The organism is Streptomyces sp. AMJ-169 (assembly GCF_055597585.1).
Genome location: NZ_JBVLTJ010000005.1, coordinates 25,968 through 42,668 on the forward strand (window position 1 = coordinate 25,968; position 16,701 = coordinate 42,668).

16 protein-coding genes and 1 pseudogene are annotated in these 16,701 nt (G+C 71.8%); 14 read left to right on the forward strand and 3 right to left on the reverse strand.

Translation table 11 applies throughout. From position 1 onward, the window contains the following. The first annotated feature begins 63 nt into the window (after positions 1-63). From ACYUD3_RS13435 to ACYUD3_RS13450, 4 genes are all read left to right on the forward strand, one after another. A complete protein-coding gene (locus ACYUD3_RS13435; protein ID WP_470968576.1) occupies positions 64-3,207 on the forward strand; it encodes a DNRLRE domain-containing protein in 3,144 nt (1,047 codons plus the stop codon). Positions 3,208-3,401: 194 nt separating this feature from the next. After that, positions 3,402-3,866 carry a hypothetical protein gene (locus ACYUD3_RS13440; protein ID WP_470968578.1) on the forward strand — a complete coding sequence of 155 codons (465 nt, stop codon included), beginning with the start codon at positions 3,402-3,404 and terminating at the stop codon, positions 3,864-3,866. An 8-nt stretch (positions 3,867-3,874) separates the two neighbouring features. Further along, complete coding sequence (locus tag ACYUD3_RS13445; protein ID WP_470968581.1) at positions 3,875-4,075, forward strand: hypothetical protein; 201 nt, start codon at positions 3,875-3,877, stop codon at positions 4,073-4,075. A gap of 113 nt (positions 4,076-4,188) precedes the next feature. Beyond that, positions 4,189-4,548 (forward strand): hypothetical protein, encoded by a 360-nt coding sequence (locus ACYUD3_RS13450; RefSeq protein WP_470968584.1) that lies wholly within the window; start codon positions 4,189-4,191, stop codon positions 4,546-4,548. A 164-nt stretch (positions 4,549-4,712) separates the two neighbouring features. On the opposite strand, the gene ACYUD3_RS13455 is transcribed toward ACYUD3_RS13450, so the two are convergent. Further along, positions 4,713-5,219, reverse strand: coding sequence for a protein-tyrosine phosphatase family protein (locus ACYUD3_RS13455; protein WP_470968587.1), 507 nt, complete (start codon positions 5,217-5,219; stop codon positions 4,713-4,715). 203 nt (positions 5,220-5,422) lie between these two features. On the opposite strand from ACYUD3_RS13455, the gene ACYUD3_RS13460 reads away from it, so the two are divergent. Next, positions 5,423-6,226 carry a nuclease-related domain-containing protein gene (locus tag ACYUD3_RS13460; protein WP_470968590.1) on the forward strand — a complete coding sequence of 268 codons (804 nt, stop codon included), beginning with the start codon at positions 5,423-5,425 and terminating at the stop codon, positions 6,224-6,226. 533 nt (positions 6,227-6,759) lie between these two features. Here ACYUD3_RS13460 and ligD read toward each other — a convergent pair. Continuing rightward, on the reverse strand, positions 6,760-7,623 hold the full coding sequence (gene ligD, locus ACYUD3_RS13465) for a non-homologous end-joining DNA ligase (protein ID WP_470968593.1): 864 nt from the start codon (positions 7,621-7,623) through the stop codon (positions 6,760-6,762). A gap of 81 nt (positions 7,624-7,704) precedes the next feature. Here ligD and ku point away from each other — a divergent pair. The 6 genes and pseudogenes from ku to ACYUD3_RS13495 all read left to right on the forward strand — a co-directional run. After that, positions 7,705-8,556, forward strand: a pseudogene (gene ku / locus ACYUD3_RS13470) (non-homologous end joining protein Ku); the annotation flags it as partial. Between the two features lie 52 nt (positions 8,557-8,608). Further along, entirely contained in the window at positions 8,609-9,337 is a 729-nt protein-coding gene (locus ACYUD3_RS13475) for a hypothetical protein (RefSeq protein ID WP_470968596.1), read from the forward strand. Then, positions 9,334-10,569 carry an ATP-binding protein gene (locus ACYUD3_RS13480; protein WP_470968598.1) on the forward strand — a complete coding sequence of 412 codons (1,236 nt, stop codon included), beginning with the start codon at positions 9,334-9,336 and terminating at the stop codon, positions 10,567-10,569. The genes ACYUD3_RS13475 and ACYUD3_RS13480 overlap by 4 nt, the downstream gene beginning before the upstream one ends. A 73-nt stretch (positions 10,570-10,642) precedes the next feature. Then, on the forward strand, positions 10,643-11,116 hold the full coding sequence (locus ACYUD3_RS13485; RefSeq protein WP_470968601.1) for an SH3 domain-containing protein: 474 nt from the start codon (positions 10,643-10,645) through the stop codon (positions 11,114-11,116). 37 nt (positions 11,117-11,153) lie between these two features. Then, positions 11,154-12,485 (forward strand): FtsW/RodA/SpoVE family cell cycle protein, encoded by a 1,332-nt coding sequence (locus ACYUD3_RS13490; protein WP_470968604.1) that lies wholly within the window; start codon positions 11,154-11,156, stop codon positions 12,483-12,485. Positions 12,486-12,520: 35 nt separating this feature from the next. Next, complete coding sequence (locus tag ACYUD3_RS13495) at positions 12,521-13,978, forward strand: peptidoglycan D,D-transpeptidase FtsI family protein (protein WP_470968607.1); 1,458 nt, start codon at positions 12,521-12,523, stop codon at positions 13,976-13,978. A gap of 74 nt (positions 13,979-14,052) precedes the next feature. Here ACYUD3_RS13495 and ACYUD3_RS13500 read toward each other — a convergent pair whose 3' ends face one another. Further along, complete coding sequence (locus ACYUD3_RS13500; protein ID WP_470968610.1) at positions 14,053-14,694, reverse strand: hypothetical protein; 642 nt, start codon at positions 14,692-14,694, stop codon at positions 14,053-14,055. Positions 14,695-14,779: 85 nt separating this feature from the next. Here ACYUD3_RS13500 and ACYUD3_RS13505 point away from each other — a divergent pair, with 85 nt between their 5' ends. The 3 genes from ACYUD3_RS13505 to ACYUD3_RS13515 are packed head-to-tail and all read left to right on the forward strand — an operon-like array spanning position 14,780 to position 16,682. After that, positions 14,780-15,706, forward strand: a complete 927-nt coding sequence (locus tag ACYUD3_RS13505; protein WP_470968613.1) for an AurF N-oxygenase family protein — start codon at positions 14,780-14,782, stop codon at positions 15,704-15,706. Between the two features lie 32 nt (positions 15,707-15,738). Then, positions 15,739-16,392, forward strand: coding sequence for a TetR/AcrR family transcriptional regulator (locus tag ACYUD3_RS13510; RefSeq protein ID WP_470968615.1), 654 nt, complete (start codon positions 15,739-15,741; stop codon positions 16,390-16,392). Positions 16,393-16,397: 5 nt separating this feature from the next. Then, a complete protein-coding gene (locus ACYUD3_RS13515; protein ID WP_470968618.1) occupies positions 16,398-16,682 on the forward strand; it encodes a hypothetical protein in 285 nt (94 codons plus the stop codon). The last annotated feature ends 19 nt before the right edge of the window (positions 16,683-16,701 follow it).

Here is a 16,701-nt window from a genome sequence, read left to right on the forward strand (position 1 = left end):
AACCGTGTGATCGTGTGCGCGCCCCTGTCTCCATTCGCCTGTTTCCCACGGGAGTAGACCGCCGTGCCCGCACCACCCCGCTTCCTGACCATCGCCGTCGGTCTGGTGCTGGCCGCTGTGGCGGCCACGCTGCTGCCCTGGTGGACACCCGACGGCACCCCTACTGACAAGCCGCGCAAGCCTGTCGAGGCACGACAGGCCGCCACCCCGCCGCGCGACGAGCAGGCCGCGGCCGCCGAGGCGAGCCGTACCGGCAAGGAGGTGGCCGTCGAGACGGCGACCACCGCGACCTCTCTGACCTGGGCCCGCCCCGACGGTCAACTCCGCACGCGGACCAGCGCGTTGCCGCAGCGGGCGAAGAACGCCGAGGGCCGCTGGGCACCGGTCGACAACCGGCTGCGGAGAGTCGGGGGTGCGCCCGAGGGGCTGGGGGTGGCGCCGGGGAATCCGGCGGTGCCGCTGTGGTTCGCGGACGGCACACCGTCCAGGGCCGACAGGTCTTACGCGCGTGGCATCTTGGCGCAGACTCAGATCGCCGCCGGACACACGGAGTTGGCCCGGACGGTCGTCCAGGGCCATGTCATCTCGTACTCCTGGCCCGGTGAGCTGCCCGAGCCGCTGCTGAGCGGTTCGCGGGCGCTGTACTCCGAAGTCCTGCCCGGCGTCGACCTGTTGCTGGTCGCCCGGGAGGAGGGCGGCTTCGCGCAGCTGCTCATCGTCAAGACACGGGAGGCGGCGGGGAATCCGGCGCTGGCGACGGTGTCGTACGGCCTGTCGTCGTCGACGGCCGTGTTCCGGTACGACGCCGGCGCGGGCCGGGTGCTGGTGGTGGACCCGGCGGGGCGGGAGGTGGGGTCGGTGCCGACGCCGTTCGCCTGGGACTCGAGCGGGCGGGATCCGGAGGGCACTTCGGGGCAGACCGGCTCGGTGGGCGGTGTCACGACCCCCGAGGACGTCCTGCGGCTGCCCGGCCTCAGTGGGATCGAACCCGGCTCCCGGCAGGCACGGACGCCGATCGCGCTGGCCGGGGACGGGACGGGGAGCGCACGGATCGAGGTGCGGGCGGGGGCCTCGGGGCTGCTCGCCGACCCCGCCGCCGAGTTCCCGGTGTTCGTGGACCCGACGCTCAACGCGGGCTGGCTGGCCTGGACCGTCGCCTACAAGCCGTACCCCAACTCCAGCTTCTGGAACGGGACCAACTTCAGTTCGGGCACGTCGGACGCGCGGGTCGGGTACGAGAGCGACACCGGCGGGACGGCGCGCTCGTTCTGGCGGATGAACTTCAGCTCGGCGCTGAAGGGGGCGACGGTCACTTCGGCGACGTTCAAGGTCCTCAACAACCACTCCTGGTCGTGCACGGCACGGGAGTTCCAGTTCTGGCTGACGGGCGCGATCTCGTCCGGAACCACCTGGCAGAAACAGCCCAGCTGGTCGACCGAGATCCAGCGGAAGTCGTTCGCGCACGGCTGGTCCTCAGGCAACTGCCCTGACGACTACGAGGCGTTCAACGTGAAGTCCGCCGCGCAGAAGGGCGCCGACGGCGGCTGGTCCAACGTCACCTTCGGGATGCGGGCGACCAGCGAGGGCGACAGCCAGACCTGGCGGAAGTTCCGGGCGACGTCCGCGACCCTCGAAGTCGTCTACAACCGTCCGCCGGCCGTCCCGAGCAGCGTCTCCAGCGCGCCCGGCGGCACCTGCAACACCTCCGCCGCCGGGGCCACCATCGGCAGGACCAACCTCGTCCTGTCCGCCAAGTCCTCCGATCCGGACGGCAATCTGAGCGGTCTGCGGTTCCGCTTCTGGAAGTCGGGCGCCTCGACCCCGGCCGGGACCCTGGTCACCTCCCTCTCCTCCGGCAAGGGCACGCTGACGATCGCCTCCAGCACCCTCGTCGACAAAGGCGTGTACCACTGGGACGTCCGCGCCGAGGACTCCGGGGGGCGCGTCTCCGCGTACTACCCGACGAGCGGGAACCGGTGCACGGTCACCGTCGACGGGTCGGCCCCGCCGCCGCCGACCGTGGACACCGACGTGTTCCTTGAGGCCACCGATGACGGGGCGACCTGGGCGACCGTGAAATTCGGCAAGACCGGTGCGGTGACGTTCACTTCGGCCGGTGCCACGAAATTCCGTTACGCCATCGACGGGCTGGACTGGAAGGACGCCCCGACGCCGGCCAACGGGGTGTCCACGGTCACCGCGCTGGCCCCGAGACACGCGGGCCCCAACACCCTCAACGTCATCGCCTACGACGCGGTCGGCAACGCCGGCAAGCCCACCAACCACACCTTCTACCTGGCCCCTTCGGAATCCGGCGACGGCCCGCACGACACCACCGGCGACACCTTCCCCGACCTCCTCGCCATCGATGCCGACGGCAAGCTGGTCAACTGTGCCGGGGACGAGGGGGGTGAGCTGGACACCTGCCTCGACGCGTCGTACAGCACCGCCGCCGGCCCCGCGGGCCTGAACCCGAAGGGGCATTGGTACGACCCCGCGACCGGCAGGTCCGCGCTCATCACCCACTACGGCGACGCGTACCCCGGCGACGGCATCACCGACCTCTTCGCGGTCACTCCCGACGGCGGGTTCTGGCTGTACCCCGGGGACGGGTACGGCAGTTTCGACGTCGACCGGCGCCTGAAGGTCATGCTTCCGCCGAATGTGCCCGTGCCTTCGACGTGGATCCAGATCAAGGCCGTCGGCGATGTCACCGGGGACAAGTTGCCGGATCTTGTACTGCGTTCGGGGGCGGGCTTCTGGGTTCTCTCCGGGTACACCGGGGCCAAGTTCCAGACGGCGACGCAGATGAACGCGGACGCGTGGGCGCGGCGGGACATAGTGAACGTCGCCGATGTCAACGGCGACAAAACTCCCGATCTGCTCTGGCGCAACATGGACAACGGCAACATGTACGTCCGCCATGGGAAGCCGGGCGCGGTGTCGGGCAGCGTGGATCCGGAGTCCCTGAAACTGGCGGCGAACTCGCTGAACGGGGATGTGGCGTACGGGACGGGCTGGACGGAGGCGAACATCCAGACGGTGCTGGGAATCCCGGACGTCAATGGGGACGCCGTTCCGGACCTGTGGACCCGCTCCGGGGTGGACGGTCAGCTTCGGATCTACAACCCGTCGCGGACCAATACGAACGCTGCGGTGAAGGTGGTGTTGGCCAAGGATTGGCGGGGGATGCGGGGGTTGGGGTGAGCTGAGGGGTCGGAGCCCGGTCACTTCTTCGGGGTGACCGGGCTTCCGCGCACGAAGGGGGGTGACCCGGTCTCGCCCTCCCCCCGGCTCACTCTTCCTGATGACGACCCCAGCCCCCTGGTAACCCCCGCCCCACCACCCCCGTTGCTCTGAGTAGCGGAACATTCCGGTGGGATATATGCCAGGGGGTCGTCATGTTCAGGAAGCTAGCGGTGCGTTGTCTCACCGGGGGTGCGGTGGGAGGGGCGCTGATTCTCTCGGGGCCCGCTCAGGCGCACGCCGGCGCGATCGGTACGACTCCTGTACGGACCTTCGAGTACGCCGTGGGCGGGGTGACGATGAAGGTGCCGACGGGGTGCATGTTCACGCATGTCATCCGGGGTGAGGGCCGGAGGATCACGTATCAGAACGCCGGGGTCGACTGTGGATTCGTGGCCGCTCTCAGCAGCGGGTTCTGCAACTGGCGGATCGACTTCACGTACGCCGACACGGAGAACAGGACGTACCGCACCTCGCGGGGCCGTACCCACAGCGAGTGCAGGATCGATCCGATGCGGGGCAACTCACCGCAGACGCTGCCCCGTTACGGAAAGTCCTGCGCGCATCTGCATGTCAACGGGGTGCGCCGGGTGAGCCAGTGCCACCACATCACGAAGTGAGGCACCCGATGCCCGAGCACCCCCGGCAACGCCGCCTCCCCCTCTTGGCGTTCCTCGTCGGCGCCCTCCTCACCCTCGCCGTCTTCGCCTTCTTCCCCGGCCTCCCTCACGTCATCGACTGGGGCGCGATCCTCGTCTCCCTCGCGGTGGGGGTGCTGGCCAGGTGGGCGACCCTCAAGGGGCTTGAGAAAAGGGACCGTTCGGAATAGGAAGGCCCCGAACAGGGCGTGCGGTATTCCTGATTCACGCCCCAGCTCCGGATGCACCGCCCATAGACTCAAGGCCGAGACCGGCACTCTCACCGCACGCCGAGAGGAGACGAATGTCCGAGACCGACGGCTCGCGGATTTTCCGTGACGCGTGGATCGCGGGAGTGCACAAGCACTTCCCGGGCGAACCGAAGCCGGGCTACGTGACCCCCTGGCAGGACATGCCCGACTGGGAGCGCGCGGCGGCGGCCTCCGTGTACGCCCAGGTACGCCAGTTCCTGGACCTGAGCGGCGGACACGCCACCCGTCTGCCGAGGGAGCAGAAGGGGCGTTTCGTCGCGATGTGCTGGACGGCCCAGATGTACAAGCACTTCGACGACCCCAAGCCCGGATACGTGGCCGACTGGCCCGAACTGCCCGGCTGGCAACAGGAAACGGACTGCGACATCTTCGAGGCCATCGAGCACGCCTGACGAAACCCCGGGCCTCCCCCCTGAAGAGCGCGCCTGACGAAACCCCGGACCCCACCCCCGAAGAGCACGCCCGCCGAAACCCCGGGCCTCCCCCCGAAGACCACACCCCACAAACCCCAGGCCCCGCCCCCCCCAAAGACCGGCACCCGGACAGCCCCCCACCCTCACTCCGCCAACTCCTCCAACAACCGAGCCGTAGACAACCCCGCCCGTAAATACTCCACGAACAGCTCATTGTGCAGCGCCCACGGGGAGCGGTGGGAGCGGATCAAACGGATCGCCTCCTCGGCCGTCTCGCCCTGGCGGACCAGGGCGTGGGCCACCACCAGGCCCGACCGGTTGTAGCCGTGGTAGCAGCGGACCAGCACCCGCCGCCCCCCGGACAACGCCTCGCACGCCGCCTGGGCGAGCCGCATCACGCCGGCCAGCTGGGTGCCGTCCAGGGGGCCGTCGGGGATGTCCCAGATGTGGTGTTCGACGCCCGGGTCGGGGCCGTGACCCGGGAGGCGCAGGAGGGACTGGACCACGTCGAACTCCCGCCGGACCACCGCCCGTTCGAGCCGGCCCGTGCGGGAGAGGAATTCGTGGCCGCCCATCCAGAGGTTCGGGACGATCTCGTTCCAGGGGGTTTCCGGAGGTGGTACGTCAGGCTGCTTCCTGCGGGTCCGCAACAGCGCCTCCCCAACGCGCGTTCACTCAGGTCTGCCGCTCACTGTCCGCATCCGAGGAGGCCGGAGGTCGCCCCCCGGGACGGTGCGGCACCAGGACGTGTGCAAGGGATCTGCCTCTGGCCTGCCCAACTCGCGCCAAAGGTAACCGCCTTCTTGCCCAAGCCGTGCCCGGACGGTTCCATGGTCGAAGGGGTGATGGCGCAATGACCGCACTGCGCGTCGTACCGACCTGGCGGCACGGCCAGGAACGGCTCTACGTCTGTCTCACCGACGGAAGGAACATCGCCTGGTACGACAGGGAGGCCGCCCGGGTCAATCTCCTCAGCGACGACTACCGCCAGCAGGTCCTCGACGCCCTCTCCCCCTTCCTCACCGGGCAGGTCACCGTCGGCCCGCCGCCCGTCCCCACCCCGGCCGAACTCGCCCGCCTCACCCTCCACCCCGACGACGACCTCGCCCCCAACCGGCCCGGCGAGACCCTCCTCGTCTCCCTCGACCGCACCCCGCCGGGCGGCAACCCCCTGCGCCCCGATCCGCGCCGCCGCGCCCTCGCCGCCGAGCAGGCCGTCGGTGAGGTCCTCGACTCCCTCGACGGCGCCGGCTGGCACACCCTGCACTCCGTCCCGCTGCCCGGCGGGGACCGTCTGCACCACCTGGTCATCGGGCCGGCCGGGATCTTCGCCGTGCACACCCTCCCCGCCCGCAAACAGCGCGTCCGCGTCGCCGACCCCCTGGTCACCCTCGGCCGCCGCGACCCCGAGCCCCTGCTGCGGCGGGTCCGGGCGGACGCGGCGCGGGCGTCGTACGCGCTGACCGCCGAGGTACGGCCCGTCCTCGCGGTCGTCGGCGCCCACTCCGTACAACTCGTCACCGCCCCCCGCGAGGTCCGCGTCCTCGAAGACACCCAGCTCACCGAACTGGGCCGGCAGGGCGGCGTCCTCAAACCGGGCGACGTGGAGGGCCTGCACGCCATGGCCCGCGACCGGCACACCTGGGACCGGGTCTAGGGCCTGTCCGGCGGATCTTGCTGGGGTCGCGGGCCCTGGCACGCACATCTGCCGCGTTGTCGTCGGTCGCCGACGCTCCGCGTCAACTCCCTCCTCCGCCTTGCAGCTGCACGCACCAGACCCCGCTCGCGTGAGCTGGGCAGATACCGTCTATTTCCTCCAGCCTGATCCGCCGGACAGGCCCTAGCCCGCACGAGGCACCGGCCACCGGAAATCCCGGCCCCCGAAGAAACCCGGCCGACGAAGAACCCCGGCCGACGAAGGAATCCGGCCGCCGACAGATCCAGCCCCGGAAAACTCCGATCCCCCACACACCCCGCCCCGAAAGACCCCGGCCGCCCACACACCCCGCCCCGAAGGACCCCGGCCGCCGCCGGCCGGCCCGATCCGGCGCAGGCCCCAGCCCGTACGAGGCACCGGCCCCCGGAAAACTCCGGCCACCTACGAGCCCGGCCCCGGAAGACCCCGCCCACCGACACCCCCGGCCCCGGAAGATTCCGGCCCGCCGATCACCCCACCCCCGGAAAACCCCCTCACGGCACCCCCCTCCCCTCCCCGAACACCACCCCCAACAGATCCCCCGCCTCCCGCACCCGCCCCGCCACCTCCCCCGGTCCGAACACGAGCTCTCCCCCGCCCCCCACCTCCTCCCAGCTCACCGGCGCCGAGACCACCGCCTTCTCGCCCACCCGCAGGGTGTACGGCGCCGCCGTCGTCTTGCGGCCCGCGTTCTGGCTCCAGTCGACGAACACCTTCCCCACCCGCAGCGCGCGCGGCATCCGGTGCACGACCCGCCCGGCCAGCCCCTCCTCCGCCTCCACGGCGATCCGCTTCGCGTACGCCCTGACCTGGTCCGGAGTGTCCCGCACGGCCGCCAGGACATGCAGCCCCTTCGCCCCGGACGTCTTCACGCACGCCTCGAAACCGTCCGCCGCCAGCCGGTCCCGCAGCCACAGGGCGACCTCCCGGCACTCGGGCATCCCGGCCGGCAGGCCGGGGTCCAGGTCGAAGACCAGCCGGTCGGCCACGGACGGCTCGGCCACCGTCCACTGATGCGTATGGAACTCCGTGACCAGGTTCGCCGCCCACATCAGCGACGCCAGATCCTCGATCACGACCATCCGCGCCGGCCCCTCTTTCCGCTCCACCCGCGCCGTCGTGACCCACTCGGGCGTCCCCGGCGGCACGTTCTTGGTGAAGAAGACCTGGCCGCGCGGGCCGTCGGGATAGCGCAGGAACGACACCGCCCGGCCGCGCAGATGCGGCAGCAGCACCTCCGCGACGCTCGCGTAGTAGTGCAGCAGCTCCCCCTTGGTGAAGCCGTCCCCGGGATACAGGACCTTGTCCAGGTGGGTCAGCGCCAGCCGCCGGCCGTCCACCGTGGTGAGAGGCGTCATACGATAAGAATCACGCAAACCTGCACCAACGCGCACAAGACACCCCACGCCCACAAGACCGTACGGAAAGGAACCTCACCCGTGCGATCCATCTGGAACGGCGCCATCTCCTTCGGCCTGGTCAGCATCCCCATCAAGCTGGTCAACGCCACCGAGAGCCACTCGATCTCCTTCCGCCAGATCCACACCGAGGACGGCGGCCGCATCCGCTATCGCAAAGTCTGCGAACTGGAGGACCGCGAGGTGGCGGCGGCGGAGATCGGCAAGGGGTACGAGGAGGCGGACGGGACGATCGTCCCGATCACGGACGACGACCTCGCCCACCTCCCGCTGCCGACCGCCCGCACCATCGAGATCGTGGCGTTCGTCCCGGCCGAGCGGATCGACCCGCTCCAGCTGGACGCCGCCTACTACCTCGCCGCCTCCGGGGTGCCCGCCGCCAAGCCGTACACGCTGCTGCGGGAGGCCCTGAAGCGCAGCAACAAAGTCGCTATCGCGAAGTTCGCGCTGCGGGGGCGGGAGCGGCTGGGGATGCTGCGGGTGGTCGGGGACGCCATCGCGATGCACGGGCTGCTGTGGCCGGACGAGGTCCGGGCGCCGGAGGGGGTCGCGCCCGAGACGCCGGTGACCGTGCGCGACAAGGAGCTGGATCTCGCGGACGCCCTGATGGACACCCTCGGCGAGGTCGATCTGGCGGATCTGCACGACGAGTACCGGGAGGCGCTGGAGGAGGTCATCTCGGCGAAGGCGAGCGGGGAGGCGCCGCCGGCGGGCGCCGCTCCCGACACCTCCGGCAAGGTGCTCGACCTCATGGCGGCCCTGGAGAACAGTGTGCGCGCGGCGAAAGCGTCCCGGGGAGAAACGGCAAAGAAGAAGCCTGCGGCGGGAAAGGCGACGCCCACCAAAAAGGCAACCCCTCGCAAGCGGACCGCCTGATAGTTCATCCGTCCGCAAAAAGGAATTCCTTACGAATAAGGTGTGCAGCGTGCCCCTCATCCGCCCGCTCCGCCTCGCCCTCACCGCCCTCCTCCTCGCCGCCACCGCCGTGGCCTGCGGAGACGCCGGAAAGCTGCGGGGCGCGGGGCCCGCGCCGGTCGCGACGAGCCCCGTACGGCTGTGGCCCTCGCTGTCGCCCGCTTCGAGTCCGGCCTGGGACATCGACGAGGCGGACCGGCATGTGATCAAGGGGATCACGGTCCCCGGGGACGACATCCGCGCGGTGGACCCGGTGGCCGTCGTACGGGCCGAGATCGCGGGCGACCCCGGGGACTACACCGGCGCGAAGGCGCCCTACCGCGACACCGCGCGGCTCATCAAAGGCTGTACAGCAGCGGGTCAAGGAAGTTGCCCCGTGCTCACGCCCTACTACCGTGACCTCACCGGTGACGGGCGCGCCGATCTCACGCTGGGGTTCCGGATGCTGCCCGGCGATCTGACGGCCGTGCGCGTGTACACGGTCGAGGACCACCGGCTGGTGCAGGTCATGGGCTGGGAGGACGCGGTGAGCGCGGTCGAGCTGGCGGGGCGGTCGGTGATCGTGCGGTCGCCCTCGGACCTCGCGGACTACCAGTACCGGCTCCAGTGGACGTGGGACGCCGAGCAGAAGGCGATGCTGCTGACGCACGACGAGATGCTGCGCACGGACGGCAAGCGGATGCCGACGGGCAAGCACCGGGCGACCCCGTACCCGTCCCCCACGGCGAGCCGCTCATGATCCGGCTCCCCCAGTGGACCGGCACCCTCGCCGTCAAAGCCGCCGCGTTCATCACGGTCATGTGCTGCGGGCTGGCCGCGCTGCTCGGCATCCTCGTGCACGTCCAGGTCACCGACCAGACCGTCGGCCAGGCCCGCGACCTGGCGCTGAGCCGGCTCGCGGACGCGACGGACTCGTACGAGGCGGGGGACGCGCTGGAGTACGGGGCCGGGATCGACCCGCCGGGGCTGCCGCCGGAGCTGCGCAGGCTCGCGCTCGCCGGGGAGCGCGGGACGGTCGTCGCGGACTGGCGGGGCAAGCCCCTGATGTGGGCGGCGGGCCCGGCGGACGGCGGGCACGCGCTGGGGGTGGCGGTCGAGTACGGGCAGCAGGCGGGCACGATCGTGGCGCTGGACAACGCGATCCTGTGGTCGGCGGGGCTGGCGATCGGGGTGACGCTGCTGGTCGGGGCGGTCGCCGTGACCCGGGTCACGCGCCGGCTGCACGCCACCGCGCAGGTCGCCCGGCGGATCAGCGCCGGTGACCTCGACGCCCGCGTCGACGATCCGCGCGCCGCCAACGACGAGGTGGCCGCCGTCGCCGCCGCCCTGGACACCATGGCCGGCTCGCTCCAGCGCAAGCTGCTGAGCGAGCGGCGCTTCACCGCCGACGTCGCGCACGAGCTGCGCACCCCGCTGACCGGGCTGCACGCCGCCGCCGAACTCCTCCCGCCGGGCCGGCCGACGGAGCTGGTGCGCGACCGGGTGGCCGCGCTGCGCGTGCTCACCGAGGACCTGCTGGAGATCTCCCGGCTGGACACCGGGCGCGAGCGGCTCGACGTCGACACGGTCGCGCTGGGGACGCTCGCCCAGCGGGTCGTGCGGGCGTCGGGGGAGGCGGCGGAGGTCGTCGTCGTCCACGACACGCTCGTCGAGACCGACCGGCGCCGGCTGGAGCGGGTGCTGGGGAATCTGGTGTCCAACGCGCACCGGCACGGGAAGGGGCCGGTGGTGGTGCGGGTCGAGGGGGCGAGCGTCAGTGTGCGCGACCATGGGGAGGGGTACCCGGAGTATCTGCTCCAGGACGGGCCGCAGCGGTTCCGTACCGAGGGCGGCGCGCGGGGGCACGGGCTGGGGCTGACCATCGCGGCGGGGCAGGCCGAAGTGCTGGGCGCGCGGCTGGAGTTCGCGAACGCGGAGGGCGGCGGGGCGGTCGCGACGCTCACGCTGCACGCGCCTAATGGCGCAACATAAAGGGCAGCTGCGGGCAGACCGCTTCTAGCGTGGCGATTGATCGGCTCCACCCCCTCTCCCGGAGGTCATCGCCATGCGCACCCCCCTCACCCGCCTCGGCATAGCCGGCGCCCTCACCGCCCTCGCCCTCTCCGCCGCCGCCCTGCCGGCCGCCGCCGCGGACGGGCGGGACGGGGACGGCTACCGCGACGACGGCGGCCGGTACCAGGAATGGGACGGCGGCCGGGAGGACGGCCGGTTCGACGACGACGGGCGCTTCGACGACGGCCGGTTCGACAACGACGGCCGCTTCGACCACGGCCGCGACGACCCCCGCCGCTACCGGGGCGTCGTCACCGCCGACGAGCTGTACCTGCGCGACGCCCCCGACCGCGGCTCGCGGATCATCCGGGTCGCCTACCGGGGCGAGCGGGTCGAGATCTACTGCAAGACCGCCGGCCAGCGGATCGACGGCAACCCGCTGTGGTACCTGCTGACCGACGGCACCTGGGCGTGGGGCGCGGCGCGCTACATCGACAACATCGGCCCGGCACCACGCTGGTGTTAAAGCGGCACAAGGAGCGGCATTTGGGTAGGTTCCGGACATGATGAGCGCCGGTACCGCGACCGCCGCGCCGGAGCGCCTCCCGCGCCGCCGGGGCGTCGAGCTGGCCCTCATCGTCGTCGCCGTGCTGCTGTCGGTGTACGGCTACTGCGCCGTCGGCCTCGCCAAGGGCGGAGTGCTGCCGCCGGGCGCGGCCGGTTACGGGGCCGGGCTCGGGGCGTCGGCGCTGCTGGCGCATCTCGCGGTGCGGCTGCGCGCCCCGTACGCCGATCCGCTGCCGCTGCCGATCGGGGTGCTGCTCAACGGCATCGGCCTGGTCCTGATCTACCGGCTCGACCTCCAGACCCCGGGCGACCGGGCCGCACCGGCGCAGCTGGTGTGGTCGACGCTCGGGGTCGGCCTGTTCATCCTGATCGTCCTCGCCCTGCGCGACCACCGCCTGCTCCAGCGCTACGCGTACGTCAGCGTCGCCGCCGCCCTCGCGCTGCTGACGCTCCCGGCGCTCTTCCCGGCGGTCAACGGGGCCCGCATCTGGATCCGGATCGACGGACTCTCCTTCCAGCCGGGCGAGTTCGCGAAGGTCCTGCTGGCGGTGTTCTTCGCGGCGTACCTCGCGGACAACCGCACGGCGCTGGCGTACGCGGGCCGCCGCCTCCTGTTCTTCCAGCTCCCGGCGGGCCGGGTGCTCGGCCCGGTCGTCGCGATCTGGCTGATCAGCGTCGGCGTCCTGGTCCTGGAGCGCGACCTGGGCACCTCGCTGCTGTTCTTCGGCCTGTTCGTGGTCATGCTGTACGTCGCGACCGGGCGGCTCGGCTGGATCGTGGTCGGGCTGCTGCTGGCGTGCGCCGGGGCGGCGGGGGTCAGCGCCCTGGAGCCGCATGTGCACAGCCGGGTCGAGGACTGGCTGCACCCCTTCGCGTCGATCGACGCCGGTCTCGGGCCCGGCCAGCTCGCCCAGTCCCTGTTCGCGTTCTCGGCGGGCGGCGTCCTCGGCACCGGGCTCGGCCTCGGCCACTCCGTCCTGATCGGCTTCGCCGCGAAGTCCGACTTCATCCTGGCGACGGCCGGCGAGGAGCTGGGCCTGGCCGGCCTGTCGGCGCTGTTCCTGCTGTACGGGCTGCTGATCGAGCGGGGTTACCGGGCGGGCCTGTCCCTGCGCGACCCCTTCGGCCGGCTCCTCGCCGTCGGCCTCGCCTCGATCCTCGCGCTCCAGGTCTTCGTGATCGCGGGCGGGGTGACGGGGCTGATCCCGCTGACGGGGATGGCCATGCCGTTCCTCGCGCAGGGGGGTTCGTCGGTGGTGACCAACTGGGCGATCGTGGCACTGCTGATCAGGCTGAGCCATGCGGCGCGGAAGGGAACTCCCCGGTGACATCAGGTGAGTTGAGAAAACCCCGGGACCCCGGCATGACCAAGCACATGCGGCACGCCGCCGTCTTCTGCTGTCTCCTCCTCCTGGCCCTCCTCGTCAACGCGGCCCGCGTGCAGGTCGTCGAGTCCCCCGCCTACGACGGCAACCCCGCCAACCGCCGCGAGTCGATCGCCCGTTACGGCCAGCCGCGCGGCGACATCGTCGTCGGCGGCCGTCCGGTGACCGGCTCGAAGGACACCCGCGAGCAGCTGCGCTACGAACGCACCTACCGGGACGGCCCGTTGTACGCGCCGGTGACGGGCTTCTCCTCGCAGGAGTACGGCACGACGTATCTGGAGGCCAGCGAGGACGCGGTGCTGTCCGGCGCCGATCCGCTGCTCGCGCCGTTCCCGCTGCTGAACGACCTGACGCGGGCGCGCCCGGCGGGCGGCCGGGTGGTGACGACCCTCAACCGCCGCGCCCAGCACACCGCTTACGAGGGTCTGGCGGGCCGCAAGGGCGCGGTGGCCGCCGTCGAGCCGTCCACCGGACGGGTGCTGGCCCTCGTCTCCTTCCCGTCCTACGACCCCGCCGAGCTGTCCGGCAACGGGCCGGCGGCGCGGCGGGCGTGGGCGCGGCTGAACGGGGACCCGGACAAGCCGATGCTGAACCGGGCGGTGACGCAGACGTATCCGCCGGGTTCGACGTTCAAGGTGGTGACGGCGGCTGCGGCGCTGGACGCGGGGACGGTCACCGATCTCGACGCGGCGACCGACTCCCCGGCCCCCTACACCCTGCCGGGGACGACGACGAGCCTCACCAACGAGGGCTCGGGGTGCGAGGACGCGCCGCTGCGGGCGGCCTTCGAGTGGTCGTGCAACACCGTGTTCGCGAAGCTCGGGGTGAAGGTGGGGGTGCGGGACATGGTGCGCACGGCGGAGGCGTTCGGGTTCAACGACACCCGGCTGCGCATCCCGTTCGGGGTCGCGCCGAGCACCTTCGACCGGCGGGTCGACCAGGCGCAGCTGGCGCTGTCGTCGATCGGCCAGTACAACACGCGGGCAACTCCCTTGCAGATGGCGATGGTTGCGGCGGCCGTCGCGAACGGGGGGCAGCTGCGGACGCCGTATCTGGTGGAGCGGACGCAGCGGAAGGGCGGGACGACCGTCTCAACCGGCGGCTCGCGCGCGTCGCGTCAGGCGATGCATCCGGCAACCGCCATGCGGCTGCGGGAACTTATGGAGGGGGTGGTGCGGGAGGGGACCGGGACGAACGCGGCGATCCCCGGGGCGATCGTCGGCGGCAAGACCGGGACCGCCCAGCACGGGGTGGGCAACTCCGGTGTCCCGTACGCCTGGTTCGTGTCCTGGGCGCAAGGGGAGCGGGATCCGGAGCCGAGTGTGGCGGTCGCGGTGGTGGTGGAGGACGGGTCGGCGGACCGGGGGGAGATCACGGGGGGCGGGGTGGCGGCGCCGATCGCGCGGGCGGTGATGGAGGCGGTGCTGAAGCCTTAGGTGCTTGCGCTTGGGGGCTGAAACTCCTTGTGCGGCAAGGGAGTTGCCGGGGCCGGCGAGCGGGTCCGCGAGGCTCAGCGAGGCTTCCGCGCCTCCGTCCTGATCTGAAGCGTCAGCCGCGCCGCCGCCTCCAGATCGACCTCGCCGGCCGCCCGCCCCACCGCGTCCGGCCCGATCTCCCCCACCGTCGCCCCCGTGTTCCCGTCGACCCACGCGCACACCGGGTAGGTGATCCGCTCCCCCAACTGCGTCTGCGTGACGACCTGGCAGCTGACGGTCGTCCCGGTCAGCTCGAAGTCCCTTGGCCGCACGGCGATTTCGGCGCCGCCCGCCTGCCCCGCCCCCTTCATCATGTTGGCGCGGGAGTCGGCGGTGTCCCGGAAGCGGCCGTACATGCCGGAGAGGATCAGGCTGCCCCGGGCCTTGTCGCCGCCGAGGTCGTACTGGGCGACGACCGCTGTCGTGTCCCGCGCGTTCCAGGCGCTGTTCGCCTCCTCCTCGATGCGCCCGCCCTCCTTCGCGGAGAGGTCGGCGGCGAGCGCGTACCGGCCGCCGGCCAGGGTCGGCGGGAGGGTGAGCCGGTAACCGGCCTGCGGGAAACCGGCGTCGGAGCGGTAGGCGAACCAGCCGAGGGCGGCGGCGGTCGCGGCGAGGAGGGCGAGGGCGGCGCCGGTGAGGGCGAGGACGAGACGGAGGCGACGGCGGGGCGGGAACACGGGGTGACCGTACTCCACGGCCGGCGCGTGGAAAGTCGTACACGAGGGATTGACGCTCTTGCTGACAGGCAGTCTCATAAGAGGCATGACGACCCTCACAGAGGACGGCCCGCGGGACGCGCTCGGGCTGCTCAAGGACCGCGAGCAGGTCGCCGAACGGCTGCTCGCCGCCTCCGCCCGGCACTCCTGCGACCCCGACCGGGAACTGGACTGGGCCGCGCCCTTCGAGGAGGGGAAGTGGTTCTGGCCGCCCGAGCTGGTGTCCCTGTACGGCACCCCGCTGTGGCGCCGGATGAGCGAGGAGCAGCGGATCGACCTGTCCCGGCACGAGGCCGCCGCGCTCGCCTCGCTGGGCATCTGGTTCGAGCTGATCCTGATGCAGCTGCTGGTCCGGCACGTCTACGACAAGTCCGCGACCAGCGCGCACGTGCGCTACGCCCTCACCGAGATCGAGGACGAGTGCCGGCACTCCAAGATGTTCGCCCGCCTCATCACGCGGAGCGACACCCCCTGGTACCCGGTGAGCCGCGCCCACCAGAACCTGGGCCGCGTCTTCAAGACCATCTCCACGACCCCGGGTTCGTTCACCGCGACCCTGCTCGGCGAGGAGGTCCTGGACTGGATGCAGCGCCTGACGTTCCCCGACGAGCGGGTGCAGCCGCTGGTCAGAGGCGTGACGCGGATCCATGTCGTGGAGGAGGCCCGGCATGTGCGCTACGCCCGTGAGGAGCTGCGCCGCCAGATGCTGAGCGCGCCGCGCTGGTCGCAGGAGTTCACGCGGGTGTCGTCCGGGGAGTTCGCCCGCGTGTTCTCGGTGGCCTTCGTCAACCCCGAGGTCTACACGAACGTAGGGCTCGACCGGCGCGAGGCGCTCGCGCAGGTGCGGGCGAGCGGGCACCGCAGGGAGGTCATGCGGAGCGGGGCGCGGAAACTGACCGAGTTCCTGGACGACATCGGGGTGCTCAGGGGGACCGGGCGCAGGCTGTGGAGGTCGTCGGGCCTGCTGGCCTGAGCCTCCCGGAAGCGGCCGACTACCCTGGCCGCATGACCCCCGCCGCCCCCGCCTACAAGAGGCTGAGCGTCGAGGAGCGGCGCAGGCAGCTCATCGAGTCCGCGCTCACCCTCTTCGCGCACCGCTCCCCCGAGGACGTCTCCCTGGACGACGTCGCGGAGGCGGCCGGCGTCTCGCGCCCCCTGGTCTACCGCTACTTCCCGGGCGGCAAGCAGCAGTTGTACGAGGCCGCCCTGCGCTCCGCCGCCGAGGAGCTCCAGGAGTGCTTCGCCGAGCCGCACGACGGCCCCCTCCTCACCCGCCTCGCCCACGCCCTCGACCGCTATCTGGCCTTCGTCGACCAGCACGACGCCGGTTTCAGCGCCCTCCTCCAGGGCGGCAGCGTCGTGGCGACCTCCCGGACGACGGCCCTGGTGGACGGCGTCCGGCGGGCGGCGGCCGAGCAGATCTACCGTCACCTCGGCGTCCGCTCCCCCGGCGCGCGGCTGCGGATGACCGTCCGCATGTGGATCACGGCCGTCGAGGCGGCCTCGCTGATCTGGCTCGACGAGGAGAAGGACCCGCCGGCCGGAGAGCTGCGGGACTGGCTGGTCGAGCAGTTCATGGCGGTCCTCTCGGTGACCGCGACCCGTGATCCGGAGACGGCCGCGGTGCTCGCCGCCCTGTCCGGACGTGACCGAGACTGATCGTCGTGAAGAGCGAAGAGACCCCTTTCGAGGGCGGCCCGATGGACGGCCGCACCCTCCCCGTCCTGCTGGGCCCCACCGGCCACCCCCCGAAGACGTACCGCATCCCGGTCCCGGCGGCGGGCGACGCCCCGGCGACGGTCCTGATCTACCGCCGCACGCCCCGGGCCCAGAGCAGGCGGCTCGGGGTGGCGAAGGGCTGGAAGTACGTCCACGACCCCGAGGGCAGGGCGGACTCCGGGAAACCGCGCTGGCCGTGGACGAAGCCGGAGCGCAACTCTGACGGGTGACCCCGTTGCGCCGATCCGC

What these genes read in the sequence shown, in the direction of transcription:
- ACYUD3_RS13440 (WP_470968578.1), top strand. Translation starts at nt 3,402, where the DNA reads ATGTTCAGGAAGCTAGCGGTGCGTTGTCTCACCGGGGGTGCGGTGGGA.
- ACYUD3_RS13445 (WP_470968581.1), top strand. Translation starts at nt 3,875, where the DNA reads ATGCCCGAGCACCCCCGGCAACGCCGCCTCCCCCTCTTGGCGTTCCTC.
- ACYUD3_RS13450 (WP_470968584.1), top strand. Translation starts at nt 4,189, where the DNA reads ATGTCCGAGACCGACGGCTCGCGGATTTTCCGTGACGCGTGGATCGCG.
- ACYUD3_RS13460 (WP_470968590.1), top strand. Translation starts at nt 5,423, where the DNA reads ATGACCGCACTGCGCGTCGTACCGACCTGGCGGCACGGCCAGGAACGG.
- ligD (WP_470968593.1), bottom strand. Translation starts at nt 7,623, where the DNA reads ATGACGCCTCTCACCACGGTGGACGGCCGGCGGCTGGCGCTGACCCAC.
- ACYUD3_RS13480 (WP_470968598.1), top strand. Translation starts at nt 9,334, where the DNA reads ATGATCCGGCTCCCCCAGTGGACCGGCACCCTCGCCGTCAAAGCCGCC.
- ACYUD3_RS13485 (WP_470968601.1), top strand. Translation starts at nt 10,643, where the DNA reads ATGCGCACCCCCCTCACCCGCCTCGGCATAGCCGGCGCCCTCACCGCC.
- ACYUD3_RS13490 (WP_470968604.1), top strand. Translation starts at nt 11,154, where the DNA reads ATGATGAGCGCCGGTACCGCGACCGCCGCGCCGGAGCGCCTCCCGCGC.
- ACYUD3_RS13495 (WP_470968607.1), top strand. Translation starts at nt 12,521, where the DNA reads ATGACCAAGCACATGCGGCACGCCGCCGTCTTCTGCTGTCTCCTCCTC.
- ACYUD3_RS13505 (WP_470968613.1), top strand. Translation starts at nt 14,780, where the DNA reads ATGACGACCCTCACAGAGGACGGCCCGCGGGACGCGCTCGGGCTGCTC.
- ACYUD3_RS13510 (WP_470968615.1), top strand. Translation starts at nt 15,739, where the DNA reads ATGACCCCCGCCGCCCCCGCCTACAAGAGGCTGAGCGTCGAGGAGCGG.